The 26,592-nt window shown below is 64.9% G+C and carries 25 protein-coding genes; 10 read left to right on the top strand and 15 right to left on the bottom strand.

Annotated elements, in window-relative coordinates:
- Positions 1 to 79: 79 nt before the first annotated feature.
- A complete protein-coding gene (locus ACTJKQ_RS00900; protein WP_260666210.1) occupies positions 80 to 2,065 on the bottom strand; it encodes an SDR family oxidoreductase in 1,986 nt (661 codons plus the stop codon).
- A 227-nt stretch (positions 2,066 to 2,292) separates the two neighbouring features.
- On the opposite strand from ACTJKQ_RS00900, the gene ACTJKQ_RS00905 reads away from it, so the two are divergent.
- The 3 genes from ACTJKQ_RS00905 to ACTJKQ_RS00915 all read left to right on the top strand — a co-directional run bounded on the left by ACTJKQ_RS00905 (position 2,293) and on the right by ACTJKQ_RS00915 (position 4,623).
- Positions 2,293 to 2,898 carry a phasin family protein gene (locus tag ACTJKQ_RS00905; protein WP_121507617.1) on the top strand — a complete coding sequence of 202 codons (606 nt, stop codon included), beginning with the start codon at positions 2,293 to 2,295 and terminating at the stop codon, positions 2,896 to 2,898.
- Positions 2,899 to 3,127: 229 nt separating this feature from the next.
- A complete protein-coding gene (locus ACTJKQ_RS00910) occupies positions 3,128 to 3,790 on the top strand; it encodes a TetR/AcrR family transcriptional regulator (RefSeq protein ID WP_015012420.1) in 663 nt (220 codons plus the stop codon).
- A gap of 56 nt (positions 3,791 to 3,846) precedes the next feature.
- Complete coding sequence (locus ACTJKQ_RS00915) at positions 3,847 to 4,623, top strand: hypothetical protein (RefSeq protein WP_440595713.1); 777 nt, start codon at positions 3,847 to 3,849, stop codon at positions 4,621 to 4,623.
- 192 nt (positions 4,624 to 4,815) lie between these two features.
- Here ACTJKQ_RS00915 and ACTJKQ_RS00920 read toward each other — a convergent pair whose 3' ends face one another.
- On the bottom strand, positions 4,816 to 5,583 hold the full coding sequence (locus ACTJKQ_RS00920; protein ID WP_440595714.1) for a type III pantothenate kinase: 768 nt from the start codon (positions 5,581 to 5,583) through the stop codon (positions 4,816 to 4,818).
- A 180-nt stretch (positions 5,584 to 5,763) separates the two neighbouring features.
- Here ACTJKQ_RS00920 and lysM point away from each other — a divergent pair, with 180 nt between their 5' ends.
- Positions 5,764 to 6,252, top strand: coding sequence for a peptidoglycan-binding protein LysM (gene lysM, locus ACTJKQ_RS00925; RefSeq protein ID WP_056745437.1), 489 nt, complete (start codon positions 5,764 to 5,766; stop codon positions 6,250 to 6,252).
- A gap of 76 nt (positions 6,253 to 6,328) precedes the next feature.
- Here lysM and ACTJKQ_RS00930 read toward each other — a convergent pair whose 3' ends face one another.
- The 7 genes from ACTJKQ_RS00930 to ACTJKQ_RS00960 form a co-directional block, all read right to left on the bottom strand.
- Positions 6,329 to 6,745: a rhodanese-like domain-containing protein gene (locus ACTJKQ_RS00930; RefSeq protein WP_116748856.1), complete on the bottom strand. Its 417-nt coding sequence runs from the start codon at positions 6,743 to 6,745 to the stop codon at positions 6,329 to 6,331.
- Positions 6,746 to 6,760: 15 nt separating this feature from the next.
- Entirely contained in the window at positions 6,761 to 7,726 is a 966-nt protein-coding gene (locus tag ACTJKQ_RS00935) for a M48 family metallopeptidase (protein ID WP_440595928.1), read from the bottom strand.
- A gap of 10 nt (positions 7,727 to 7,736) precedes the next feature.
- Positions 7,737 to 8,504, bottom strand: coding sequence for a lysophospholipid acyltransferase family protein (locus ACTJKQ_RS00940; RefSeq protein WP_099731310.1), 768 nt, complete (start codon positions 8,502 to 8,504; stop codon positions 7,737 to 7,739).
- A gap of 85 nt (positions 8,505 to 8,589) precedes the next feature.
- Entirely contained in the window at positions 8,590 to 9,186 is a 597-nt protein-coding gene (gmhB, locus tag ACTJKQ_RS00945; protein WP_440595715.1) for a D-glycero-beta-D-manno-heptose 1,7-bisphosphate 7-phosphatase, read from the bottom strand.
- Between the two features lie 47 nt (positions 9,187 to 9,233).
- Complete coding sequence (glyS, locus tag ACTJKQ_RS00950; protein ID WP_440595716.1) at positions 9,234 to 11,375, bottom strand: glycine--tRNA ligase subunit beta; 2,142 nt, start codon at positions 11,373 to 11,375, stop codon at positions 9,234 to 9,236.
- An 11-nt stretch (positions 11,376 to 11,386) separates the two neighbouring features.
- A complete protein-coding gene (gene glyQ / locus ACTJKQ_RS00955) occupies positions 11,387 to 12,292 on the bottom strand; it encodes a glycine--tRNA ligase subunit alpha (protein WP_010462637.1) in 906 nt (301 codons plus the stop codon).
- Positions 12,293 to 12,635: 343 nt separating this feature from the next.
- A complete protein-coding gene (locus ACTJKQ_RS00960; protein WP_099731311.1) occupies positions 12,636 to 13,712 on the bottom strand; it encodes a type II asparaginase in 1,077 nt (358 codons plus the stop codon).
- A 208-nt stretch (positions 13,713 to 13,920) separates the two neighbouring features.
- Between ACTJKQ_RS00960 and ACTJKQ_RS00965 the strand changes: the two genes are divergently transcribed.
- Positions 13,921 to 14,850: a LysR family transcriptional regulator gene (locus ACTJKQ_RS00965; RefSeq protein WP_260666205.1), complete on the top strand. Its 930-nt coding sequence runs from the start codon at positions 13,921 to 13,923 to the stop codon at positions 14,848 to 14,850.
- Positions 14,851 to 14,913: 63 nt separating this feature from the next.
- On the opposite strand, the gene fabB is transcribed toward ACTJKQ_RS00965, so the two are convergent.
- The 6 genes from fabB to ACTJKQ_RS00995 all read right to left on the bottom strand — a co-directional run bounded on the left by fabB (position 14,914) and on the right by ACTJKQ_RS00995 (position 21,009).
- Entirely contained in the window at positions 14,914 to 16,137 is a 1,224-nt protein-coding gene (fabB, locus tag ACTJKQ_RS00970) for a beta-ketoacyl-ACP synthase I (RefSeq protein WP_440595717.1), read from the bottom strand.
- Positions 16,134 to 16,655, bottom strand: a complete 522-nt coding sequence (gene fabA, locus ACTJKQ_RS00975; RefSeq protein WP_440595718.1) for a 3-hydroxyacyl-[acyl-carrier-protein] dehydratase FabA — start codon at positions 16,653 to 16,655, stop codon at positions 16,134 to 16,136. The genes fabB and fabA overlap by 4 nt, the downstream gene beginning before the upstream one ends.
- Before the next feature lie 162 nt (positions 16,656 to 16,817).
- On the bottom strand, positions 16,818 to 18,449 hold the full coding sequence (lnt, locus tag ACTJKQ_RS00980) for an apolipoprotein N-acyltransferase (RefSeq protein WP_440595719.1): 1,632 nt from the start codon (positions 18,447 to 18,449) through the stop codon (positions 16,818 to 16,820).
- Positions 18,449 to 19,333 (bottom strand): HlyC/CorC family transporter, encoded by an 885-nt coding sequence (locus ACTJKQ_RS00985; RefSeq protein ID WP_060986846.1) that lies wholly within the window; start codon positions 19,331 to 19,333, stop codon positions 18,449 to 18,451. Before ACTJKQ_RS00985 ends, lnt begins: the two co-directional genes overlap by 1 nt.
- 107 nt (positions 19,334 to 19,440) lie before the next feature.
- Positions 19,441 to 20,181: a GNAT family N-acetyltransferase gene (locus ACTJKQ_RS00990; protein WP_056059504.1), complete on the bottom strand. Its 741-nt coding sequence runs from the start codon at positions 20,179 to 20,181 to the stop codon at positions 19,441 to 19,443.
- A 345-nt stretch (positions 20,182 to 20,526) separates the two neighbouring features.
- Positions 20,527 to 21,009 (bottom strand): Lrp/AsnC family transcriptional regulator, encoded by a 483-nt coding sequence (locus tag ACTJKQ_RS00995; RefSeq protein ID WP_015012403.1) that lies wholly within the window; start codon positions 21,007 to 21,009, stop codon positions 20,527 to 20,529.
- Between the two features lie 165 nt (positions 21,010 to 21,174).
- Here ACTJKQ_RS00995 and ACTJKQ_RS01000 point away from each other — a divergent pair, with 165 nt between their 5' ends.
- From ACTJKQ_RS01000 to phhA, 5 genes are all read left to right on the top strand, one after another.
- Entirely contained in the window at positions 21,175 to 22,116 is a 942-nt protein-coding gene (locus tag ACTJKQ_RS01000; protein ID WP_099731316.1) for an esterase/lipase family protein, read from the top strand.
- A gap of 3 nt (positions 22,117 to 22,119) precedes the next feature.
- On the top strand, positions 22,120 to 23,109 hold the full coding sequence (locus ACTJKQ_RS01005) for a lipase secretion chaperone (RefSeq protein WP_440595720.1): 990 nt from the start codon (positions 22,120 to 22,122) through the stop codon (positions 23,107 to 23,109).
- A 189-nt stretch (positions 23,110 to 23,298) separates the two neighbouring features.
- On the top strand, positions 23,299 to 24,411 hold the full coding sequence (gene hppD, locus ACTJKQ_RS01010) for a 4-hydroxyphenylpyruvate dioxygenase (protein ID WP_440595721.1): 1,113 nt from the start codon (positions 23,299 to 23,301) through the stop codon (positions 24,409 to 24,411).
- Between the two features lie 73 nt (positions 24,412 to 24,484).
- Entirely contained in the window at positions 24,485 to 25,453 is a 969-nt protein-coding gene (locus ACTJKQ_RS01015) for a Bug family tripartite tricarboxylate transporter substrate binding protein (RefSeq protein ID WP_056745463.1), read from the top strand.
- 65 nt (positions 25,454 to 25,518) lie between these two features.
- Complete coding sequence (phhA, locus tag ACTJKQ_RS01020; RefSeq protein WP_218298897.1) at positions 25,519 to 26,358, top strand: phenylalanine 4-monooxygenase; 840 nt, start codon at positions 25,519 to 25,521, stop codon at positions 26,356 to 26,358.
- Positions 26,359 to 26,592: the final 234 nt, after the last annotated feature.

The raw sequence follows: 26,592 nt of genomic DNA on the forward strand, positions 1-26,592 counted from the left end.
AGCCCGTGATTATCCCTGTCCGCCTAGCTTCTGGGTAACAGAGTTCAACACGGGCCCCTTGGAGGAAGGCGGCGCAGCTTCAGAAGTGGATGCCACGCATCATTTGCTGCAGCGCTACCGCCTCGGCGGACAACTGCGGCTTGGCATCCTTGGCGCCCTTGGCGGCGGTGGAATCCGGGAACATGCGGAAGCTCGTGTTCATGGTGATCTGCGCCACGCGCGGCACCAGGGCGTGCAGCAGTTGGCCGGTGATGCCCAGGCGCGTGGCGATGCGCACCGGCTTGAAGATGCAGGCCTGGGCGATCATGTCCGCTGCCTCTTCAGGACTCAGCGTAGGTACGTTGTTGTAGATCTTGGTGGGCGCGATCATGGGCGTGCGCACCAGGGGCATGTTGATGGTGGTGAAGGTGATGCCCTGGTCCGCGAACTCGCTGGAGGCACAACGCGTCCAGGCATCCAGTGCCGCCTTGCTGGCCACATAGGCCGAAAAGCGGGGTGCGTTGGTGAGCACGCCAATGGAGCTGATGTTGACCACATGGCCCTTGCGCTTTTCGACCATGCCAGGCAAGAAGCCCATGGTCACGCGCAGGCAGCCGAAGTAGTTCAGCTGCATGGTGCGCTCGTAATCGTGGAAGCGGTCGTAGCTCGACTCGATGGCGCGGCGGATGGAGCGGCCCGCGTTATTGATCAGGAAATCCACACCGCCATGCTTGTCGATGAGCAGCTGCACAAAGCGATCGCAGTCGGTCATGTCGGCGATGTCGGCCGAGTACGCGATGAAGCTGTAGCCTTTCGCCTTTGCCTCGGCACAGGCCTCGTCCAGCTTGTCCTGGTCACGCCCGCAGATGATGGTGGTCGCACCCGCCTCAGCAAACTTGTGCGCCGCCGCCAGCCCAATGCCGGACGATCCACCGGTGATCAGCACCACCTTGCCCGCCACCGTGCCCTTGAGCGTGCGGTCGATGAACAGCTCGGGGTCCAGATTGCGCTCCCAGTAGTCCCACAGCCGCCAAGCGTAGTCCTTGAGATTGGGGCAGGTGACGCCGGAGCCCTTGAGCGCGGCCAACGTTTCGCGGCAATCAAAGCGCGTGGGGTAGTTCACGAAGGTGAGCATGTCCTCGGGCAGGCCCAGGTCCTTCATCACCGCGTTGCGCACGCGGCGCACGGGCGCCAGTGCCATCAGGCTCTTCTTCACGCTCTTGGGGATGAAGCCCAGCAACGCTGCGTTGACGAACAGGTTCATGCGCGGCGCATGGGCTGCGCGGCTGAAGATATCGAGCACATCGCCCACGCGGTAGCCCACTGGGTCCACCAGGTGGTAACACTTCTTGGTGATGTCCTTCTGGTGGCTGATGACGTTGAGGGCGTTGACCACGAAGTCCACCGGCACGATGTTCACGCGTCCCCCTTCCAGGCCCACGGTGGGCATCCAGGGCGGAAGCAACTGGCGCAGGCGCTGGATCAGCTTGAAGAAGTAGTAGGGGCCGTCGATCTTGTCCATCTCGCCAGTCGTGCTGTCGCCCACCACCATGGCCGGACGGTACACCGTCCAGGGCACCTTGCAGTCCTGGCGCACGATCTTTTCGCTCTCGTGTTTGGTCTGGAAGTACGGGTGGTCCAGGCCCTCGGCTTCCTCGAACATGTCTTCGCGGAACACACCTTCATACAGACCTGCGGCCGCGATGGACGAGACATGGTGGAAGTGCCCGGCATCAATCGCCTTGGCCAGGTCCACCGTGTTGCGCGTGCCCTCGATGTTCACGGCCACCTGGGTTTCTTCGTCAGCAGCCAGGTCATACACCGCGGCCAGGTGGTAGAAGTGGTCGATCTGGCCCTTGAGCTTCTTCACGTCGTCTGCCGAGACGCCCAGCTTCTTGGCGGTGAGGTCGCCAAACACGGGGACGGCGCGTGCAGGGCCTACGCCCCAGAAGCTGCGCAGGTCGGCCACCTTGTCCGCACTTTCCTTGCGGATCAGGAAATGCACCACCGCCCCCTTGCGCTCCAGCAGCTTCTTGACCAGCCGCTTGCCAATGAACCCCGTTGCCCCCGTCACGAAATACTGCATGGATAACTCCTCTGAGATGGCTTCATTCTTGCCCAAGGCCTGCGCGCACCGATTCAGCAGAAACCCGCGCCGATGCTAGGCGGCCAGCGAACGCCCCCGCTAGATGGCACGCTCTACATTTTTAGGAGCGCGCGCCTACACCTGTCGCGCCGTGCGGCGTACAGTGCGGCCATGCGTCGAAGGCAACCCGCCCCGGCAAACCCAACCAACCGCACAACGGAGGCCCCATGGTCAAGAAACTGCAGAAACTCAGCGCCGACAAGAAAAAGAGCAACGCCCAACTGTCCAGCACCGTCAAGGACTCCGCCCAGCAGATCTGGCTGGCCGGTCTGGGTGCCTTCTCCAAGGCACAGGAAGAAGGCGGCAAGGTGTTTGAAGCCCTGGTCAAGGAAGGCCTGACCATCCAGCGCAAGACCCAGGCCGTGGCCGAAGAAAAGATCACCGAAGCCACCAGCCGCGTGACCACCATGGCCAGCGACATCGGCTCCAAGGCCCAGGGCCAGTGGGACAAACTCGAAAACATCTTTGAAGACCGCGTGGCCAAGGCCCTCGCCAAGCTGGGCGTGCCCTCGGCCCGCGACCTGGAAGCCCTGAGCGCCCGTGTGGACGCCCTGGCCAAGGGCAGCAAGGCTGCACCCGCCAAAGCTGCTGCCAAGGCAGCCGCCAAACCCGCAGCCAAGGCTCCCGCCAAGAAGGCAGCGGCAAAGAAGGCGGCTCCTGCAAAGGCAGCCGCCAAGCCCGCTACCAAGGCCCCCGCCAAGAAGGCTGCGGCCAAAAAGACCGCGACACGTGCCGCTGCCGACGCAGCCACCAGCACGCCATCGGCCAGTTGATCACGGCTTGCCACCGGCAAGCACCCAGCCCGCTCCAAGCGGTCCACGCGCCAAGGCGTTTGGACCGCTTTTCTTTTTTTGGTGAAACCCATGAAGTGCGCTACAAGCAATCTGGATGCTGCACGCGCGCCCTTTGCTCATGTCGCACTGCAGCATGACTGCGTGGGTTAGAGTAGCCATCAGAGACAACGCAACAACGACACACAACGACGCGAAGGGGCCCGCACACATGGTGAAGAAAGCGCCACGCCGCACCGCAGAACGCATTCTGGAAGTGACGCTGGACCTGTTCAACCGGTTCGGTGAACCCAACGTCTCCACCACACTGATTTCGGCCGAGCTGCGCATCAGCCCCGGCAACCTGTACTACCACTACCCGGCCAAGGACGAGCTGATCAACGCGCTGTTTGATCGCTACGAAGCCTCGCTCACCGAGCTGCTGGCCGCAGCAGACGGTGTGCGCAATGTGGAGGACGCCTGGTTCTTCATGCACTCGCTGTTCGAGCTGATCTGGCAGTACCGTTTTTTGTACCGCGACCTCAACGACCTGCTGTCCAAGAACCGGCGCCTGGAAACCCACTTCCAGGCCATCCTCAAGAACAAGACCCGCGCCGTGCGCGCCATGCTCGATGGCATGGGGCGCGCAGACGCGCTGCACATCGACTCGCGCGAGCTGGAGGCCACCGCCACGAGCATGGTCGTGGTGCTCACCTACTGGCTCAGTTTTGAATACGTGCGCGACCCGCGCCGCGCGCTGGAGCCTGAAAGCGCCCAGGCCGCGCTGCTGCGCGGAGCCCACCATGTGCTGAACCTGCTCATGCCCTACCTCGAAAGCGGCCAGCGGGCCCACCTGCTGGAGCTGGTCGGCGCCTACGCCGCAGTGCCTGGCTGATACAGAGACGGCCCACCACAGACACCCAACCACAAGAACTTCCGGAGACACACACCATGGCCAAATGGACCCCCTTCCCCCACGCCGGCGACTACCAGTTCGACGCTGCGAGCGTCAAGAAGCAATGGGCACGACTGCATGGCGGTGATGCCGAACCCTGCCCCAAGGACGCAGCCGTGCTGGAAGCGTGGGCGCTGTTCCACAACGGCGACTTTGAGAAAGCGGCGGCTGCAGGCCTGGCGGCCGGTGGCGCGGGCATGACTGCGGCCAACAAGGCCACCTCCATCTACGCCAACTACCTGGAGCCCAAGGAAAAGACGCGGCTGGACCTGTTCATGCAGGTGGCCGAAAGGGCCGAGGCCCAGGCGGCCGCAGAACCGAACAACGCCAACGCCTGGTACTGGCATGCGTATGCGCTGGGCCGCTACAGCCAGGGCATCAGCGTGGCCAAGGCGCTGGCGCAGGGCCTGGGCGGCAAGGTGAAGGAGTCGCTGGAAAAGGCCATCGCCCTGTCGCCCCAACACGCCGATGCGCGCATTGCGCTGGGTGCCTTCCATGCGGAGGTGATCGACAAGGTGGGTTCGCTGATTGGCGGCATGACCTATGGCGCCAAGAAGGACACGGGCCTCAAGCTGTTCCAGGAGGCCCTCAAGCTCAACCCGGGATCGGCCATCGCCATGATTGAGTACGCCAATGCCCTCGTCATGCTGGAAGGCGACAAGAAGATGAAGGAAGCCACTGCGCTCTACGAAAAGGCCGCCACCGCGGAACCCATGGATGCCATGGAGCGGCTGGATGTGGAGATGGCACGGGCGGAACTGGAAGAAGAGTAAGAGGCATCCCCCTGAGCGGCTTTGCCGCTTCCCCCTTCTCTCGACTGGCTACGCCATTCGGGAAGGGGGACGACACCCTCGCTGCGGGACGGCCCTTGCTCGGTGTCTCTGGCTTGCGCAGCGCCAGTTTTACACAGAGGTTTGCAGTAGATTGCCGTGTCGCGCTGCTATGGATGCGGAGCTCAAAAGCCCTCAGCCCCCAAACCGCTGCGCTGCAATCTCCAGAAGTCCGTCAAAAATCAAGTTGTCCACCAGCTCAAACGGCCGCGTCATGCTGGGCGCCATCTTCCAGCCGGCGCCGCCGGTCATGATGCAGGCAGGCTCCTGGCCGCAGTGCTGCAACAGGTGCTGGTACATGCGCTCCACGGCCCCCGCGATGGCGTAGGTGCCTCCACTGGTCAGCGCATCGCTGGTGTTGGTAGGGAACGGGCGCACTTCGCCCGTAGGCACGTGCAGGCCGGCCGTGCCGGTTTCAAGCGCACGCAACATGATGCCGTGGCCGGGCAGGATCAGGCCGCCCATGAAGCGGCCCTCGGTGTCGATGCACTCCACCGTCACGGCCGTGCCCACCATCACCACCACCAGCGGCCGTGCAGGGCCGCTTGCCAGCACATGGTGGCGTGCGCCGATCATGGCCACCCACCGGTCGGAGCCCAGGCGCGAGGGGTGGTCGTAGCCATTGGTCAACCCCGCCTCTTGCGCCGATGACACCACCCACGAGGGGGTGACGTCCCAGATTTCCATCTGTTCCTGTACGCGGCGTTTGACCGCATCTCCCGCCACCACACAGCCCAGCATGCGTGTCGGATGGGGCAGCGAGGCCCAGCTGCCTTCGGCCAGGCGGTCGATGTGGTCGAGAAACTCGGCGCCATGCGCAATGAGCGCAGCCCCGGGGCGGGGAGCGTCGTACAACGCCCATTTGAGACGGGTGTTACCGACGTCGATGGCCAGAAAAGTCATGCGGCGGATTATCCCGAGTTTTGCGATGCGCCCCTGCCCGAGGGCGACAGCTACGGAGGCACCACCTCTCCCCGGCCCCCCAATTGTGAAAAATCGTGTCGCGCCCCTGTCCGACACGATGCAGCCGCCCGTACCCGCTACAGTGGTCCTTCCTGTTTCTGCAACATTAGGAGGTACGACATGGGTCTTTTCAGTTTCATCAAGGAAGCCGGCGAAAAGCTGTTCGGCGGTAAAGAAGCACAGGCCGCCACGGCAGCCGCCCCCACGCAGGATGAACTCAACGCCAAGGCATCCAAGGCCATCGAGACCTACATCGCGTCCCAGAACCTGGGCGCCAGCAACGTACAGGTAGCATTCGACGGCACGCAAGGCAAGGTCACCGTCAAGGGCACCGCCCCCACCCAGGCCGCCAAGGAAAAAGTCACCCTGTGCTGCGGCAACGTGGCCAGCGTGACCAGCGTCGAGAACCTGATGGAGGTGACCAACCCCGAGCCCGAAGCCCAATACCACGACGTGGTGCGCGGCGACACGCTCAGCGCCATTGCCAAGAAGTTCTACGGCGACGCCAACAAGTACCCCGTGATCTTCGAGGCCAACAAGCCCATGCTGAGCCACCCCGACAAGATCTATCCCGGCCAGAAGCTGCGGATTCCGCCACTGACCAAGTAATCTCTCGCAGATTCAAGCCCACTGAGCTGCCAGCGCTAGTAGAAAAAGCGCTGGCAGCTCTTTTTTTGATAGCAAATCAGCCTTGCTTCCACGGCAGGCCATGAAAGCGCCAGCCACCACGTTTGCCGCGTTGGCCTTGCGCATCCGCATCGCCCTCGAACCCTTCGAGGATGTTGTACGCGGTGATACCCAACTCGGTGGCGCGGCGCGCGGCGGCAATGGAGCGCACACCGCTGCGGCACAGCAGTACGGCCCGTCCACCCTCGGGCACCGCAGCGCGCATCTGGGCATCGAAGTCGGCGTTCATCGCCATGCCCGGCCATTGCTTCCAGGCAACCGCAGCGGCGCCGGGCACGTGGCCCACCCACTCGCGTTCGGCGTCGCTGCGCACGTCCACCAGCACGGCCTGCCCGGCCTGCACCCATTGCCAGGCCTGTTGGGGCGTCACGTCACCGGCGTAGCCTTCGGCGGGGGAAATCTTGGCTTCGGTCATCGTCAGGGTCCTTCTTCAATCCCACAAGGGGGCGGGTTCGTCACGGAGATGGCTGCGCAGTTGCGCATAGTCCGGCACCACGGTGGCCACGGTGTCCCAGAAGCGGGGGCTGTGGTCCATCACGCGCAGGTGGGCCAGTTCGTGCGCCACCACGTAGTCGATGATGGCCGGGCGGTAGTGCAGCAGGCGCCAGTTCAGGCGGATGGAGCCGTCGGCCTTGGCGCTGCCCCAGCGGGTGTTGGCGCTCGACAGGCGCAGGCTGGCCCAGCGCACGCCAAGCAGCGGGGCAAAGTGGTCCAGCCGCTCGGTGAAGTGGCGGCGCGCGTCGCGCATCAACCAGGCCTGGACGGCATCGCGGACCTGTGCGGGGCTGGCGCTGTGCGGCAGGCCAATGTGCAGGCTGGGCGTCGTGGCTGCGCCGCCCGGCTCCACCGCCGCCACCAGCGCTCCGCCTTTGCCCGCAAAGCCGTGGCTCGGGTCCAGCACCAGCCTCAGCGGCTCACCTAGATAGGGCAGCTCTGCGCCATGGGCCCAGACGATACGACCGCCTTCCATGCGCTGCTGGCGCTCGCGCGCCTCCGACAGCTTGCGCAGGATCCAGTCGGACTTCTCGCGCAGCGCGGCATCCACAGCGCCCAGCGTCACCCAGCTGGGGGCCCGCACCGACAGGCCGTCGGCCCCCACGGTAAAGCCGATGCTGCGGCGGCGCGCGCGCTGCAGCGCATAGGCCACGACGGCATCTCCCAGCAGCACCTCGCGGCTGGCCTGGGGGTGGCGGAATTCGGCAGGCGACAACAGCGAGGGCAGCGGCACCGCAGGCGCCGAAGGCCGGCTCACTATAGTTTTAGGAGCTACCGGCGCTTGCACGACTAGCGCTTGTGGCTGATTGGGCTTGAAACCTGCAGCCACAGGACTGGGGCCTGCTGCAGGGGCCCCGGGCGGGTCGAACAGGTCCAGCGCCAGTTGCACAAGCCGCTGCATCACGGTCGGTTTACTTCCCGCTGGGGGCCGTGGTGTTGGCCGCTGGGTAAGCCTCTGGGTCCAGGCGACGCATCTCGGCCTCGATCCAGGCCTCCACCTCGCGCATCAGTTCGTCGGGCTGGCGCCCCACGCTGGAGATGGGCTTGCCAATCGACACATCCACCACGCCGGGGCGCTTGACGAACGCCTTGCGCGGCCACACCTTGGCCGAGGTCACGGCGATCGGAATCACTGGCGCACCGGTGTCAATCGCCAGGCGCGTACCGCCGGTCTTGTAGTTGCCCTTTTGCCCCCGCTCGATGCGAGTGCCCTCGGGGAACATGATGATCCAGATGCCCTTGGCCAGCAGGTCCTTGCCCTGCTGCACCACCTTGTTGAAGGCCTGCGTGCGCTGGTTGCGGTCGATGTGAATCATGTCCAGCCGCCCGATGGCCCAGCCGAAGAAGGGCACATGCAGCAGCTCCTTCTTGAACACGTAGGCCAGGGGGTGCGGCATGATCACCGGCATCAGGAAGGTCTCGTACGTGGACTGGTGCTTGACCAGCAGGATCGCGCCTTCATTGGCGCCCTGCGGCAGGTTCTCCATGCCGGTCACCTCGGCGCGGATGCCCAGAACCACCCGCGCGCCGCTGATGCACAGCGACAGCCAGGCCCGGGCGATGCGGTACAGGGGCACACCCCGCACGCCCAGCAGCGTGCCCAGCATGATGGCCAGCGCGTAGGGCACCACGGTGATGCCCATCCAGAGAAGGTGAATGACAGAACGGATAAGAGCCATTGGGATGTCTTTTTGGCCGCAAGCGCTAGTGAAATATGCGCCAACAGCTATGAATTAAATAGCATCAAGATGCTGCTGCGCCCTGTCACGACAGCGGCAAGGGCGCTGCGGCCACGGCGGCTGAGGCGCTTGGCACCACCGGCAGCAACTGGTCCACAAAATCTCCGAGGCTGGCGTGCAACTGCGTACCCGCCGGCAACCCCGCAGGCAACGCCCCGCCCGACCGCAACGCAGCAGACCGGCCGGTGCACACCAGGTGCAACTGGGCCCCCAGGGCGGCACCCGCCTGCAGGTGGGCCTCGCAGCTGCCGACCACGCGGACCTCGTTGCGCTCCATGCCGTAGCGGTCGCAAATCTGCTCCAGCAGGCCCGGGGCGGGCTTGCGGCAGCTGCAGTCCTCGTCGGCCGCATGGGGGCAATAGAACACCGCGTCGATGCGCCCGCCCACCGCCGCCACCTGCCGGTGCATCTTGGCGTGGATGGCGTTGAGCGCCACCACGTCAAACAGCCCCCGGCCCAGTCCCGGCTGGTTGGTGGCGACCACCACATGCCAGCCGGCATGGTTGAGGCGGGCAATGGCTTCGAGCGCGCCGGGCACCGCCGCCCACTCGTCGGCCGAAGTGATGTATTCATCCCCCATCGGGTTGAGGGTGCCGTCGCGGTCGAGGATGGCGAGTTTCATAGGAGGGGTTTGCCTTGTGAGAACCACCAGCCTACCAGCACCAGGGGTCAGGCCGCCAGACGGGACAAATCGGCCACGCGGTTCATGGCTTCGTGCAGCGTCTTGAGCAGGCCCTGGCGGTTCAGGCGCAGGTCCAGCTGCTCGGCGTTCACCATCACGTCGTCAAAGAACGCATCCACGGGCGCACGCAGCACGGCCAGGGTCTGCAGGCTGGCGGTGTAGTCGCCCGCGTCGAACTGGGCATTGGCCTCGGGCACAAAGCGCTGCAGCGCGGCGTACAGGTCCTGCTCGGCCTTTTCCTGCAGCAGGTTGGGGTTGACGTGGGCATCCACCGGGCCTTCGACCTCGGCCTTCTTGAGGATGTTGCCAACGCGCTTGTTGGCCGCTGCCAGGGCGGGGCTTTCGGGCAAGGCGGCAAAGGCACGCACTGCAGCCAGCTGCTTCTCGACCAGGGCCAGGCGCTGCGGGCGCAGTGCCAGCACGGCGTCCACTTCTTGCGCGCTGTAGCCTTGCTCACGCAGGCTGCCAGCAAGGCGGTCGTAGATGAAGTCGGCCAGAGCGGGCGTGGCGTCGGTGATCTTGTCGCCAAAGGCAGGCACGGCACCGGCCAGCAGCGCGCTCAAGTCCAGCGGCAGGTCTTTTTCGACCAGCATGCGGATCACGCCCAATGCATGGCGGCGCAGCGCGAACGGATCGCGGTCGCCCGTGGGCAGGTTGCCGATACCGAACATGCCCACCAGGGTTTCGAGTTTGTCGGCCAGCGCCACAGAAACCCCAACCAAGCTGGTAGGCAAGAAATCGCCAGAAAAACGTGGGCAATAGTGATCAGAGATCGCATTTGCAATTTCTTCACTCAAGCCATCGTTACGGGCGTAGTAGTTACCCATGATGCCCTGCAGCTCGGGGAACTCACCCACCATATCGGTCAGCAAGTCGGCTTTAGACAAACGCGCAGCGAGCACAGCCTTTTCGGCAAGCTCGGAGCCCCCCAGCTTCTCACCAATGAACTTGGCGATGGAGCAAACGCGCTCCATACGCTCGCCTTGCGTGCCCAGCTTGTTGTGATAAACGACTTTGGCGAGACCCGCCACGCGTGACTCCAAAGTCTTCTTGCGGTCCTGGTCAAAGAAGAACTTGGCATCGGCCAGGCGGGGGCGCACCACGCGCTCGTTGCCGCCAGTCACAAAGCTCGTGTCTTCGGGGCTGATGTTGCTGACCACCAGGAACTTGTTGGTCAGCTTGCCTGCAGCGTCCAGCAGCGGGAAGTACTTCTGGTTGGCCTTCATCGTGAGGATGAGGCACTCTTGTGGCACACCCAGAAACTGCTCTTCAAACTGGCAGATGACCACGTTGGGGCGCTCCACCAGCGCGGTCACCTCGTCCAGCAGGGCTTCGTCTTCGATGGGGCGGGCGCCGTTGCCCACCTTCGCAGCAGCCGCTGCCAGCTGGCGCGCGATCTCGGCCTTGCGCTCGGCAAAGCTGGCAATCACGGCGCCGTCTTTTTGCAGCGTGGCGGCGTAGCTGTCGGCATCGGCCAGCACCACGGGCGACACGGCGGCTTCAAAACGGTGGCCGGTGGTGCTGTTGCCAGCGGTCAGGCCCAGCGCCTTCACGGGCACCACGGTGCCGCCATGCAGCGCGACCAGGCCGTGTGCGGGGCGCACAAAGTTCACGCTGGTCCAGCCGGGCAGCTCGCAGTCGGTTTCGAGCTGGTAGCTCATCACCTTGGGGATAGGGAGCTTGGCAATGGCTTCGTCCAGCGCCTTTTGCAGGCCCGCCGCCAACGTGGCACCGGGCACCACGCTGTCGTAGAACAGGGCTTCGGCCTTGCCGTCCTGCGCGCGCTTCAAGGCAGCCACAGCGGCTGCGGGGTTGGACACATCGGCGCCCAGCGCCTGCAGCTTTTTCAGCAGCGCAGGCGTGGCGTTGCCGTCCGCTTGAAGGCCCACGGTCACGGGCATCAGCTTTTGCTGCACGGCCTTGTCGGCGGCCTTGTCGGCCACGGCGGTCACATGCGCGGCCAGGCGGCGGGGCGACGCGAAGGGCGTGACCACCGAGGCGGCAGACGCCAGGCCCAGGGCCTTGAGCTGGTCGCCCAGCACGGTGGCGAAAGCATCGCCCAGCTTCTGCAGCGCCTTGGGCGGCAGCTCTTCGACAAACAGTTCAACGAGGAGGTTTGGGGTTGTCATCGTCATTTCTCTCACGCAGCCTTCTTCGTCATCTGTTCCACCCACTCGCGCGGCGCCATGGGGAAGCCCAGGCGCTCGCGGCTCTCGTAGTAGCTCTGCGCCACGGCTCGGGCCAGGTTGCGGATGCGGCCGATGTACGCGGCACGCTCGGTCACGCTGATCGCACCGCGCGCATCCAGCAGGTTGAAGCTGTGTGCGGCCTTGAGCACCTGCTCGTAGGCGGGCAGCGCCAGCTGCTGCTCCATCAGGTACTTGGCCTGCTTTTCGTGCGCGTTGAAGGCGGTGAACAAAAAGTCCGCGTCGCTGTGCTCGAAGTTGTAGGTGGACTGCTCCACCTCGTTTTGCTTGTACACGTCACCGTAGCTCAGGGTGTCGGTCCACTTGAGGTTGTAGACGTTGTCCACGCCCTGCAGGTACATGGCCAGGCGCTCCAGGCCGTAGGTGATCTCGCCGGTGGCGGGCTTGCAATCGATGCCGCCGACCTGCTGGAAGTAGGTGAACTGCGTGACTTCCATGCCGTTGAGCCACACCTCCCAGCCCAGGCCCCAGGCGCCGAGCGTGGGGTTCTCCCAGTCGTCTTCGACAAAGCGGATGTCGTTCTTTTTCAGGTCGAAGCCCAGGGCTTCGAGGCTGCCCAGGTACAGCTCCAGGATGTTGGCGGGTGCGGGCTTGAGCACCACCTGGTACTGGTAGTAGTGCTGCAGGCGGTTGGGGTTCTCGCCGTAGCGGCCGTCCTTGGGGCGGCGGCTTGGCTGCACGTAGGCGGCCTTCCAGGGCTCGGGGCCGATGGCGCGCAGGAAGGTGGCGGTGTGCGATGTGCCGGCGCCCACTTCCATGTCATAGGGTTGCAAAAGGGCGCAACCCTGCGCGTCCCAGTAGGACTGCAGCTTCAAAATGATTTGCTGGAATGTCAACATGGCGTCTGTGGCTGAGGCACTGGCAAGCCAGGGCCTGGCAAGTAAGGGGAAAAAGAAGAAAACGCGGTGCGCGAGCCAAACCCAGCGCCCGCCACCCCATGGGCAACAAGGACGGGCGTCGCGCGCGCAAACCGGTGATTTTACGGCGCGCCGCCGCGTGTGCTGCGGCAGCGCCAGCAACACCGGCCCGCGCCCATGAAAAAAGGCCGGAGCCCTTTTGGAGCCCCAGCCTTCCCAACCAGTCACGCGAGCTATAAGCCGGTGCGTACCGGTGGCCACACGGGTGTGGCCGTCAACGCATGCATCGCGTCAAAGCATGGCGTTCTAACCTCGGAAACAGGGATCAATACTCCCAGAAAATGCGCTGCAGTTCCTTGCTGTCGTTGGTCTTGGTCAAAGCGACCATGGCCAGGATGCGGGCCTTTTGGGGGCGCAGGTCATGGGCCACCACCCAGTCGTACTTGTCGTCGGGCTGCTCGGCATTGCGCAGCACAAAACCATCGGGCACGCGGGCCGAACGGATGATCTGCACGCCCTGGCCACGCAAGGCCTTGAGCGAATCGACCGCCTGTGCAGCCACCGAGCCGTTGCCGGTGCCGGCATGGATCAGCGCCTTGACGCCGGCCTTGCCGTAGGCCTCGATGCCCGTGGTGTTCATGTTGCCGTAGCCGTACACGATGTCCACGGCGGGCAGCGCCTTGATGTCGTCGATGTTGAACTCGGAGTTGGTCGTGTGGCGCTTGACCGGGGCGCGGAACCAGTAGTTCTTGCCTTCCACCACCATGCCCAGCGGGCCCCACTGGCTCTTGAAGGCCTCGGTCTTGATGTTGATGGTCTTGCTCACGTCGCGACCGCTCTGGATCTCGTCGTTCATCGTGACCAGCACGCCCTTGCCGGCAGCGTCCTTGCTGGCGGCCACGGTCACGGCGTCGTACAGATTCAGCGCGCCGTCGGCCGACAGGGCCGTGCCGGGACGCATGGAGCCGACCACCACGATGGGCTTGTTGGTGCGCACGGTGAGGTTCAGGAAGTACGCGGTTTCTTCCAGGGTGTCCGTGCCGTGGGTGATCACGATGCCGTCCACGTCTGCCTGCTTGGCCAGGGCCGAAACGCGCTGGCCGAGGCGCAGCAGGTGCTCGTTGGTGAAGCTCTCGGAGGCGATCTGGAATACCTGCTCACCCGACACCTTGGCCACATTGGCCAGCTCAGGCAGGCCTGCCAGGAGCTTGTCCACCGGCACCTTGGCGGCGGCATAGGTTGCGCTGTTGGCGGCCGAGGCGCCCGCACCGGCAATGGTGCCCCCCGTGGCCAGCACTACCACATTGGGCTTGGCAGCCTGGGCCATGGCAACGGCGGAGGCAGCAGACAACAGCAAACCCGCGAGCCAGCGGCTGGCGGTGGGGGAGGAAGAAATGCGCATGAAGAGGTCTCCTGATTTTTTTGGGTGGCAGCACGCGTTGCGCCGCTTTATTCACAACCGCCGGTGAAGCGGTGCCGCATCCTATGAGAAACCAGAACACAGTCATGCGGAATAATTGACCCACCCTTATGAATTCAGCTCACACCCCAGAACTGCCGTTCGAAGGCCATGAAGTGCCCCTCGGCCACCGCCACAAGCCAACTCCGCCATGAACTTGAGACAACTGGAAGTTTTTCAGGCCGTGCTGCAAACCGGCAACATGAGCGCAGCTGCGCGGTTGCTGTGCATCACCCCCTCAGCAATCAGCAAGGCCGTGGCACACACCGAGTTGCAGCTGGGCTACCGGCTATTCAACCGCTCGCCGGCAGGCCTGACCCCGACGCCCGAGGCCCAGGTGCTGGCCACCGAGTCCACCGGTATCTACCGGCAGCTGGATGCGCTCAAGCGCACCGCGCGCAACCTGGCCACCAGTGATTCGGGCGATGTGCGGCTGGGCGCCATACCGTCCATCACGCACGAATTTCTGCCGCGCCTGCTGCAGCACCATGCCGAGCAGCATCCGCAGGTGGGCGTGGAGGTGCGCACCATCCACCAGGACCAGATGACGCAGGCCCTGCTCACACGCAGCGTGGACTTTTGCCTGGGTTTCTACAAACACCCCCACCCACAAATCGCGAGCGATCTGCTGGTCAGTGGTCGCTTGTACCTGGCGGTCGCGACCAGCGTGTGGGCGCGTGCTCCCCGTGCCGCCAGCCCCGGTGCGCGGCTGGCGCAGGTGCCCGTGATCCGCCTGGTGGGCGACGACCCCATGCGCCAGGCGATTGACGAAATCGCACACCGCCTCGGCTCGCCTGCCGGGCCCGGCATCCAGGTGCAGACATCGCGCCTGGCGCTGGAGCTGGTGCGCCGGGGCATGGGCTGGACGGTGGTGGACTTTCTCACCGCCAAGGGGCTGGACCCTGCGCAGATGGTGGCACAGGAGCTGCACGAGCTGGCCCCCATGTCGCTGTACAGCTACCACGCGCGCGCCTTTCCGCCCGGTCTGCAGGCCACCCGCATGCTGAGCATGCTGCCCGCCTTGCTGCACGAGGCCCTGCAGCCCAACCCCAAGGCCCGTCAGGCGCTGACGGGCCGATAGAGCCCATAAAAAACGGCCTGCATGTCCAGAGACAGGCAGGCCGTTGCGGTGGGGAGTCCCCGGTCAGTGGTTCCAGCGGCGCAGCACCAGGCTGGCGTTGGTGCCGCCAAAGCCGAAGCTGTTGGACAACACCGTGTTCAGCTGCGCATCGCGCGTTTGCGTGACCAGAGGCATGTCGCCCAGGGCCGGGTCAGGTGTCTCGACATTGGCCGAGCCGGCGATGAAGCCCTTGTTCAGCATGATCATGCAGTAGATGGCCTCCTGCACGCCCGTGGCGCCCAGCGAGTGGCCGGTGAGCGACTTGGTGGACGAGAACGGTGGCACCTTGTCGCCAAACAGGGCACGCATGGCGCGCACTTCCTGCATGTCGCCCACGGGGGTCGAGGTGCCGTGGGTGTTGATGTAGTCGATGGGGGCGTCCAGACCTTCCATGGCTTGCTGCATGCAGGCAATGGCACCGTCGCCCGACGGGGCCACCATGTCTTCACCGTCGCTGGTGGCGCCAAAGCCCACCACTTCGGCCAGGATGGTCGCGCCACGGGCCTGGGCGTGCTCCAGGCTCTCCAGCACCACGGCACCGCCGCCGCCAGCGATCACGAAGCCGTCGCGGTTCGCGTCGTAGGCGCGTGAGGCCTGCTCGGGCGTTTCGTTGTACTTGCTGGACATGGCGCCCATGCCGTCAAACAGCAGCGACATGCCCCAGCTCAGCTCTTCGCCACCGCCCGCAAACATCACGTCCTGCACGCCCCAGGCGATCTGCTGCGCGGCAGCGCCGATGCAGTGGGCGGACGTGGAGCAGGCCGATGTGATGGAGTAGTTGATGCCCTTGACCTTGAAGTTGGTGGCCAGGCAGGCGGACACGGTAGAACTCATGCAGCGCGTGACCTGATAGGGCCCCACGCGGCGGATGCCTTTTTCGCGCAGCGTGTCGGCCGCTTCGATCTGGTTGGCGGGCGAACCACCGCCCGACCCCATGATGAGGCCGGTGCGCGGGTGGCTGACTTGGCTTGGCGTGAGGCCTGCTTGCTGGATAGCGTCTTCCAGTGCGATCTGCGCATAGGCCGCCGCATCGCCCATGAAGCGCAGCTGCTTGCGGTCAATGCGCGCTTCGATATCGATCTCCGGTGCGCCGCCCACCTGGCTGCGCAGACCCAGTTCCTTGAACTTCTCCACGGCCTTGATGCCGCTGGTGCCCGCACGCAGCGAAGCCTCCACGGAGGCCAGGTCGTTGCCAATGCACGAGACGATGCCCGCGCCGGTGATGACTACGCGCTTCTTGGTGGTCATGCTGCGTCCTTACCGTCTTCCTCGCGCTTGAACAGACCCACGCGAAGGTCGTTGGCCACATAGATTTCCTTGCCGTCGGCCAGCAGGCGGGCATCACCAATGGCCATGACCAGCTTGCGCTTGATGACGCGCTTGATATCGATTTCGTAGGTGACCAGCTTCACGTCAGGGCCGACCTCGCCGGTGAACTTGACCTCGCCCGCACCCAGCGCGCGGCCCCGGCCCGGCAGTTGCAGCCAGGTCAGGTAAAAACCGATGAGCTGCCACATGGCATCGAGCCCCAGGCAGCCGGGCATGACCGGGTCGCCCTGGAAATGGCAGGCAAAGAACCACAGGTCGGGCTTGACATCGAGTTCGGCACGGATCTTTCCCAGCCCGTGCGCGCCACCATCGCCGTCGATGTGCGTGATGCGGTCAAACATCAGCATGGGTGGCAGCGGCAGACGCCCGCTGTCAGCGCCGAACAGCCGGCCCTCGCCCGAGGCGATCAGTTGTTCGTAGGAAAAGGAATCTGCCATTTTCAGTCGTGCTCCAGAACGGCGGATGGCCCGCCTCAAATCATCGTTTTACGCAACACCAGCCCCCCGGTTGCGGGCCTCTATTATCAAGGCATAGGGAGCCGCCTCTAAACACGGGGGTGCGCAGGCCCTTGCGACGCCGGGCGCAATGCCTGACCTGGATCAATTGCCACGCGGCCTGCGGCCCCTGCTGGCGACCATGGCCCCCACCAGCACCAGAGCCCCCAGCGCCCACAGCGGCCACAGCCCCCAGCGGGACACCCACCACGCGTAAGGCGTGATGGCCCAGCCACTTTGTGCGTCCAGCCCCCGGCCCTGCACCTCGCCTTTGAGCACGCCGCGCGTGTAGCGAGCCAGCTGGTGCGTGACCACGCCCCGGTGGTCGATGATGACCGTGGCTCCCGTGTTGGTGGCGCGCACCATCGGGCGCTCGAATTCGAGCGCACGCATGCGGCTGATGTGCAGATGCTGGTCGATGGCCAGGGTGTCGCCAAACCAGCCGATGTTGCTGAAGTTGACAAACACCGTGGGGGCCTGGGCGGGGTCGATGAATCGAGCCCCCAACTCCTCGCCGAACAAGTCTTCGTAGCAGATGTTCGGCGCGATGCGCTGCCCCGCCACGGCAAACGACGCCTGGCCCACGGTCCCCCGGTTGAAATCGCCCAGAGGGATGTTCATCATGGCCGTGAACCACTTGAAAAACGGCGGAATGAACTCTCCAAATGGCACGAGGTGGTGCTTGTCGTAGCGATAGGGCTCTGCCTGGGTCGTGGCGCTCATGCCCAGCACGGAGTTGGTGTAGCCCTGCGCTTCATCCCCCAGCGGAATGCCCACCATGGCGGCCTGAGCCCCTTGCGCATAGCGTTGCTGCATGCCCTCCAGATACCCCGGAATGAGCTGCTGCGGCAGCAGCGGTATGGCGGTCTCGGGCGCCACCACCAGGTCAGCCTGGGCGTTGCGCAGGGCCTCGGCATACCACTGCAGGGCCACGGGCACGCCGCTGCCGGATTGGAACTTTTCGTCCTGGGGGATATTGCCCTGCAGCAGCTCCAGGCTCAGGGCGGGCGCTGCGCGCCGTACCGGGGTGTGGCACAGATTGACCGCACACAGCCGGTCCACCGTGGCCCAGGCCAGCAGGCCGCCCGCCGCCAGCACCAGCGCCCACCAGCGCACGTTGCGCAGGTCGGCGGCACGCACCTGCACCACGCCCATCGCCAACGCAGCAGCCACCGCGCTGATGCCATACACCCCCATGTGGCGGGCCAGCACGGCGAGCGGCCCATCCACATGCGCGTAGCCGCCTGCACCCCACGGGAACCCCGTCCACCAGACGCCCCGTGCCAGTTCGGCCAGCAGCCACAGCGCTCCGAAAAGAAGAGCACTCCCGGCACGATTCACCGGCGCATACCGGCAAAAAAAGGCCAAAGCCGCCGCGTAGTAGCTGGCCAGAAAGGCAGCGAGCCCCAGCACCGCTGCGACGGCCAACGGCGCGGGCAGGCCGCCATAGGAATGCATGGAAATGAACAGCCACCAGAAAGTGCCTGCCAGCCAGGCGGTGGCAAACAACCCACCCACGAACGTACCGCGCCGCCAGGGCGCAGCGACGCGCTGGTGCTCCACAGCGAAAGGCCGCACCATCCAGGCGAGTGCAGCCATCGAAGCCAGCTGCAGCCACCACAAGGGTTGGCCGCTGCCCGGCCAGGCCAGCGAGGCCGCCTGGGCCAGGCCCGCCGCCAGTGCCAGCAGCAGTTGCGGCAGCAGCGGCCCGCCCGCCATCCGAGAGCGCCGCGACATCAGCCGTCGGAGGGAGTGTCTTCGACCCTGGACACCTTGAACCAGCGCACCGCCCCGCCCTTGGTGTGCAGCACCACAAAATGCAGGCCGCTGAGCTGCAGATGCTCACCGCGCTTGGGCACATGGCCCATTTCGTGGGCAATCAGGCCGCCGATGGTGTCGAAATGCTCGTTGGGGTCGCTACCCACGATGGCCACCTCAAAGGCCTCGGCCACACGCTCGATGGGGGTGTCACCACTCACACGGTAGGTCCGGTCGGCCAAGCCAAAGATGTCGCCATCGTCTTCGGGGATGTCGAACTCGTCCTCAATCTCGCCGACGATCTGCTCCAGCACGTCTTCGATGGTGATGAGCCCGGCCACGCGGCCAAACTCGTCGATCACGATGGCCAGGTGGTTGCGGTTGCCACGGAACTCGCGCAGCAGGTCGTTCAGGCCTTTGCTTTCGGGCACAAACGCTGCCGGGCGCAGCAACGCACGGATGTTCAGCTCGGGCGCCCGCTGCAGCTTGAGCAGGTCCTTGGCCATCAGGATGCCGATGATGTTCTCGCGCTCGCCCTGATAGACCGGAAACCGTGAATGCGCGGTGCTGATCACCAGGTGCAGCAGCTCATCGAAAGGCGCGTCAATGTTGACGAGGTCCATGCGCGGTGCTGCCACCATCACATCGCCCGCCGTCATGTCGGCCATGCGGATCACGCGCTCCAGCATCACGCGCGATTCGGCGCCGATGACCTCGTTGTCCTCGGCCTCGGCCAGGGTTTCGATGAGTTCTTCCGTGGAGTCCGGCCCAGGATGGATGAACTCGGCCACTTTCTGCAGGAAGGTGCGCTTGTCTTCCCTCTCGGGCGGTCGCCCGGGGTGCGCGGGGTGCGGGTCAGACACTGTCTGGAGTGCAGGACGTGCGGTAGTGAATCAGGCCCCTAGGATAGCGGATTGCCGTGACAGCCAGCCACCACCGGCGTCACGGCCGGGGGCGTGACCGCCATGCATCACTCGGCCGACTGGTGGCGCGCGTGTTGCACGCCGCTGCGCACTTCCTGCACATTGGCCAGAAAGTCCCAGAACTGCTTGGCCTGCTTTTTGAGCTGGTAGTCCACCTCGGCAAACTGCTGCTCGACCATCTCGGTCATGCGCGTGTCGAGGCTGGCGGGTGGAATCTGCAGATAGGCCTCGGACTCGGACCCGTCGCGGCGCACGGTGGCACCGGCGTTGCGCGCGATCTTGAGCATGGCGGTGTTTTCAGACAACGCATGGATGAACACCATGTTCACGCCCTCATTGCGCGCATGCATCACGGCACGCTCGAACAGGCGCGCGCCAAAGCCGCGACCCCGTGCCTGCTTGAGCACAGACACACCGAATTCAGCACACGGCTTGTGTTCGGGGTTTTCCGAAAACGCCAGGTGGGCCATGGCGATGAGCTCAAGGCGGCGGTTGTAGATGCCAAAGATTTCATCGCGCTCGAAGTTGAGCTGCTCGGCGTAGCGGCGGATCTGTTCGTCGTTGGCGGCATAGCCAAAGCGCAGGTAGCGGTCTGCAGGCTCCAGCTGCAGCAGGTGCTGGGTGATCCGCTCCCGGTAGGAGGGGCCCAGGGAGCGGATAGGAACCATCACGGGCGTCTCCTGCTGGTGGATGTGAATATCAGAGGCAGAAGAGCCGCTGGTTACCGGGCGCAGCAGGTCCCGGCCTGCGTACCAGGATGCCTTGAGCCAGTCTTTGGTTGCGAACATGTCGCCAAATATAAGGGTTTTCCCTCATCTTTTCCAGTCCAAATTGCTGCGCCGCAACAAAATAGTGATCCTACTCAAAATGCGGAAAAATCGGCTCCAAGCGCTGGAAGATCATGCCTCAATAGCTATCAACTTGAGAGTATTCATGCCCTGGATCTCCTCAGCATGGGTCGCAGACGCGACGGCTGAGGTGGCTGCACCCCGTCTGCGCCAAGCCTTCTCCGCACGGGCCAGAGCGTAAAGCGCGGACCGCCTTACAGCAACCTCCGCCGCACCGCCAGACGCCACAGGGAGTCACGCCTGTGACGTGCCCCATCCCAGCCAAGGGCGAAGGCCCGCGCTGGACTACACCGGCACGGCCGTCGTCGCCTTCACGCGGTCGAGCACAAAACTGGTCTTGCAGTCCTGCACGCTGGGGTGCTTGAGCAGCGTGTCCATGATGAAGCGGCTGTAGTGCGCCATGTCGGCCACCACCACGCGCAGCAGGTAGTCCATTTCGCCGGTGAGCGATGCGCACTCCACCACCTCGGGCCAGGTCTGCACGCTGGCGCGGAACAGGTCCATGGGGTTGCGCTTGTGGCTTTCCGTGTGTTTTTCCAGCCGCACGTTCAGGTACGCCGTGAGCCCCAGCCCCACCGCTTCGGGCTGCACCAGGGCCACGTAGCGGTGAATCACTCCGCTGTCTTCCAGCCGCTTGACGCGGCGCAGCACCGCGCTGGGCGACAGGCCCACCTGTTCTCCGATGACGTCGTACGTCTCGCGGCCGTTGTCCTGCAGGCGGCGCAGGATGGCGCGGTCCAGCTTGTCGAGTGCGTCAAAGGCTTTCATGGCGCAGGATTTTACGAACAACTGCGTGATTTCTGCATGGTGCGGCGCACACACGGGTATGTCCCGATAGTGACTCCACGGGCCGAATACAAAAATTGATCTCGCAAAAAAGAACGGTCGTTCGTTTTTGCGAGCATAAGAAACCATACCAACGGAGACAAACACATGACCGGATTTTTCAGCCGCTTTTTGCGGCGACTGGTGCTGGCAGCAACGGCGGGATTGCTGCTGCTGGGCGTGGGCGCGCAGGCGCAGACGGGCTACACCCAGACGCGCTACCCCATCGTGCTGGTGCACGGCCTGTTCGGCTTTGACTCGGCCCTGGGCATCGACTACTTCTACGGCATCCCCGACGCACTGCGCCAGGGCGGCGCCAAGGTCTACGTCGCCCAGGTCTCGGCCGCCAACAGCACCGAGGTGCGCGGCGAGCAATTGCTGGCGCAGGTCAAGACCATCCTGGCGCTGACCGGGGCCCCCAAGGTGAACCTGGTGGGCCATTCGCACGGAGGCCCCACCACCCGCTATGTGGCGGGCGTGGCGCCGCAGCTGGTGGCATCGGTCACGTCGATTGGCGGTGTGAACCGGGGTTCGCGCGTGGCAGACATCCTGCGCGGCGTAGCGCCCGCAGGTTCAGTGTCCGAAGCCGTGGCCAGCGCCGCCGCCAAGGCACTGGTGGGTCTGATCAACCTGACCTCCGGCGGTACGGGCCTGCCCCAGATGCCCACGGCGGCGCTGGACTCGCTGACCACGGCAGGCTCGGCCAAGTTCAACAGCCGCTTTCCGCAAGGCGTGCCCACCTCCGGCTGCGGCAGCGGCGCCGAGCTGGTGAACGGTGTGCGCTACTACTCCTGGACCGGCACCCTGCCCCTGACCAACGTGCTCGATGCCAGCGACGCGCTGCTGGCCACGCTGAGCCTGACCTTTGGCGAAGCCAACGATGGCCTGGTGTCGGCCTGCTCGTCGCGCTTGGGCAAACACCTGGGCGACTACCGCCAGAACCACCTCGACGAAGTCAACCAGCTGCTGGGCCTGCGCGACTGGTTCTCCACCGACCCGGTGACGCTGTACCGCCAGCACGCCAACCGCCTCAAGCAACAAGGCCTGTAAGCCATGGCCCAGCCCTCGCGCACCTGGGCGGTTGCCGCCGCAGTCCTGGCCCTCACCACGGTCGCCGTGGTGTGGTGGCTGGGGGGCCCTGCCGGGTTGGGCGCGGGGGATACCCACCCATCACCAGCGGGGGCGGCCGCCGCCTCCGCCGGTGCCCAGGTACAACCCTCGCCAGCACAGGGCGCGGACCACAGCTTTTTTGCACGCCGCCGCGCCATCACTACCGACGGCCCGGCCGACCCCCTGCTGGTGCACGGCCTGCGCGACACGCTGGAAGCCCTGCTGATGGAAGCGGGCGACGCCAGCGACCCAGCCACGCTCAAACAGCGCCTGGCCGCGCTGGTCAACCGGCATTTCCCCGCCGCCCTGGCCACGCGAGCCCTGGCACTGGCCGAGCGCTACGTGGACTACCGTGTGGCCCTGGGCAGCTTGCGTGCGCCGCAGGACCTGACCGACCCACGCGCACTGCGCGACGCGCTGGAGGCGCGCCACAAGGTGCGCCTGCAGTTTTTTGACGACGCCGAATACGACGCCCTGTTTGCCCGCGAGGCCGACCTGGACCGCTACACCCTGGCGCGCCTGGAGATTGAGCGCAACACCCAGCTCAGCCCCGAGCAGCGCGCCCAGGCGCTGCAGGCGACCGACAACGAACTCTCTGCCGAGCGCCGCGCCGAACGCAGCGCCGCCACCGAACACATGACCGCCGCCGCGCAGACGGCCGCGTTCAACGCCAGCAACGCCGACGAGCGCAGCCGCCACGCCGCCCGCAGCGCGCAGTACGGCCCGGCAGCCGCCCAGGCCATGGCCCAGCTGGACCGGGAGGAACAGCACTGGAACCAGCGCCTCGACCAGTACAGCCAAGCGCGCACCCAGCAGGGCGAGGGCCCCGGCCTGCAGCAGTTGCGCCAGCAGCTTTTTTCGCCCGAGGAGCAACAACGCATTGACGCCGCCCTGGCGCTGCGCCAGCTCAACGCGGGCACCTCGGGCTCATAGGGGCCTTCTGCCGACCGCGCAGCGCTGCGGCGGCCAGCCCCGCCCAGCGCGCCGTCAGACTGCGCGAAATTTTGACCATTCACAAGATTCCTGCAAATCAAAGGCCAAAGCCTCTTGATTTCGCCAGAAACATGAGGCAGGCCGCGCCTACAGTCCATGACATTCATCAACGAATGCCGGAGACACCCCATGAACGCCGCCTTGCCGCAAGAAACCGCCGCCCAGCTCGAAGCCTGGGATAACCCCATGGGCCTGATGGGGTTCGAGTTCGTCGAATTCACCTCGCCCCAGCCCGGCGTGCTGGAGGCCGTGTTCGAAAAGCTGGGTTTCACCCTGGTCGCCAAGCACCGCTCCAAGGATGTGGTGCTGTACCGCCAGAACGGCATCAACTTCATCCTGAACCGCGAGCCCCACAGCCAGGCCGCCTACTTTGGCGCCGAGCATGGCCCCTCCGCATGTGGCCTGGCCTTCCGTGTGAAGGATGCGCACAAGGCTTACAACCGCGCGCTGGAGCTGGGCGCCCAGCCCATCGAAATCCCCACCGGCCCCATGGAACTGCGCCTGCCCGCCATCAAGGGCATTGGCGGCGCACCGCTGTATTTGATCGACCGCTTTGAAGACGGCAAGTCCATCTACGACATCGACTTCGAATTCATCGAAGGCGTGGACCGCCGCCCCGTGGGCCACGGCCTGAACCTCATCGACCACCTCACGCACAACGTGTACCGCGGCCGCATGGGTTTCTGGGCCAACTTCTACAAGAAGCTATTCAACTTCCGCGAAATCCGCTACTTCGACATTCAGGGCGAATACACGGGCCTCACGTCCAAGGCCATGACCGCGCCCGACGGCAAGATCCGCATCCCGCTGAACGAAGAATCCAAGCAGGGTGGCGGCCAGATCGAAGAATTTTTGATGCAATTCAACGGCGAGGGCATTCAGCACATCGCGCTGATCTGCGACAACCTGCTGGACGTGGTGGACAAGCTGGGCATGGCCGGCGTGCAGCTGGCCACCGCGCCCAACGAGGTCTATTACGAAATGCTGGACACCCGCCTGCCCGGCCACGGCCAGCCGGTGCCCGAGCTGCAGTCGCGCGGCATCTTGCTGGACGGCACCACGGCCGACGGCACGCCCCGCCTGCTGCTTCAGATCTTCTCCACGCCCATGCTGGGCCCGGTGTTCTTCGAATTCATCCAGCGCGAGGGCGACTACCGCGACGGTTTTGGCGAAGGCAACTTCAAGGCGCTGTTCGAGTCGCTGGAACGCGACCAGATCCGCCGTGGTGTGCTGAACACGTAAGACATCGGACATCCAGGGTTAACCCTGCACAGGTGCCTATACTGCGCGCTCCCCGGAACTCAAAAGGATCCCGATGTCGCTCCGTAGCACCCTGTTCAGCACCCTTCTGGCTGGCGCGGCCACTGCCGCGCTGGCGCAGAACCCGTCTGCCCCGCTCACCATCGTGGTGCCCTACCCCGCTGGTGGTCCGCTGGACACCTCGGCCCGCATCGTGGCCGACGGTGCCGCAGCCCAGTTGGGCTCCATCACCGTGGAGAACAAACCGGGGGCAGGTGGCAATACCGGCGCCGACCAAGTCGCCAAGGCACCCAAGGCCAGCAACCAGGTACTGATGGGCGCCGTGGCCACGCACGCGGTCAATCCCTGGCTGTACAAGAACTTCCCCTACAACGCACTCAAGGACTTCAAACCCCTCGTCCTCGTGGCGCGCACGCCCAATGTGCTGGTGGTGAACGCGGAACAGGCGGCCAAGCTGGGCATCAAGACCACGCCCGACCTGGTGCAGTACCTCAAGAAGAACCCGGACCAGGCCAAGTACGGCTCGGGCGGCAACGGCAGCATCGGCCACATCTCGGCCGAGATGTTCAAGTCGCTCACCAACACCAAGATGGGCCACACGCCCTTCCAGGGCTCCAAGCCAGCGCTCGCCGCGCTGGAATCAGGCCAAGTGCTGATGGTGTTTGACAACCTGGCCTCGGCGCTGCCGCAGATCCAGTCGGGCAAGCTGCTGGCGCTGGGTGTGACCACATTGAGCCGCAACGAGGCGCTGCCCAACGTGCCCAGCATCAACGACAGCGTGCAGGGCTTCAACGTGTCCACCTGGTTCGGCCTGTTCGCGCCCGCCTCGCTGCCCGATGCGGACGCACGCCGGTACGCCAACGCGTTCAGCGCCGCGATGCACTCGCCCGCTGGCAAGGAGAAGTTCAAGAAGATGGGCATCACGCCCGAAGAGCTGACGCTCGACGGATTTGCGCAGTTTGTGCGCTCGGAAAACAGCAAGTACGAGTTCCTGATCCGGGCCGCAAAGATCAAGATCGATTAGCAACCGCGTGGGCTGGTGCGCACCCCCGTCGCGGTGCGCCGACCATGGCGGCAAAGGAGAAAAAAATGGGACAAGCCCCTGTCGTCTATGGCCAATCCACCCGCCCACCGCGTGGCGACTACTCGCGTGCCAACGCGGACTACACCTGCCCGCAGGACTACGCGAGCTACACCGACGCCGACCACGACACCTACCGCCGCCTGTACGAGCGCCAGCGCGCCCTGCTGCCGGGCCTGGCGAGCCAAGCGTTCATCGACGCCCTGCCCTCACTGGGCGCGAGCGACCGCATCCCGCGTTTTGAAGAGGTCAACGAGCGCCTCTACAAGGCCACAGGCTGGGAGCTGGTGGGCGTGCCCGGGCTGATCCCGGAGGTGCCCTTCTTCACCCTGCTGGCCAACCGCAAATTCCCGGTGACGGACTGGATCCGCAAGCCCGAAGAGTTCGAATACATCGTCGAGCCCGACATTTTTCATGACCTGTTCGGGCATGTGCCGCTGCTGTTCAACCCGGTGTTTGCGGACTATGTGCAGCGCTACGGCCAGGGCGGGCTGAAGGCGCAGGGGCTGGGGTCGTGCGAGATGCTGAGCCGCTTGTACTGGTACACGATCGAGTTCGGGCTGATCCGCGAGGCGGGGCAGTTGCGGGCCTACGGCGCTGGCATCCTGAGTTCGTCGGGCGAACTGGCGTACTCGGTGCAGAGCCCAGAGCCGCAGCGCATTCCGCTGCAACTGGAGCGCACCATGCGCACGCGCTACAAGATCGATACGTACCAGCAGACGTATTTTGTGATCGACAGTTTTGAGCAGCTGTTTGAGATGACGGCGGCGGACTTTGCGCCGATTTATGAGCGGCTGCGGGGGTTGCCGGAGTTTGCCGCGGATGAGCGGGAGGCTGTTGCGGCTTGATGTTTTGAAGAAACTGGCTGCCAGTGCTAGTGAATCATGCCCTGAAAGCTACGCTTTTAATAGCAACTTGCATCCAGGAATGCGGGGCTGGGCTGGGGTTGTTGGGCCTTTTGGATGAATCGGTCTCTGTGCCTGGGTTGAGGGCGGAGGCCGGGAGTCGCCCGGCATGCGAGTAACTTTCTCTTGTCTCGCCAAGAGAAAGTCACCAAAGAGAAAGCGACCCCACTGTCTGCG

The sequence above is a fragment of the Acidovorax sp. 22279 genome (assembly GCF_052045435.1).
GTDB lineage: Bacteria > Pseudomonadota > Gammaproteobacteria > Burkholderiales > Burkholderiaceae_C > Acidovorax > Acidovorax delafieldii.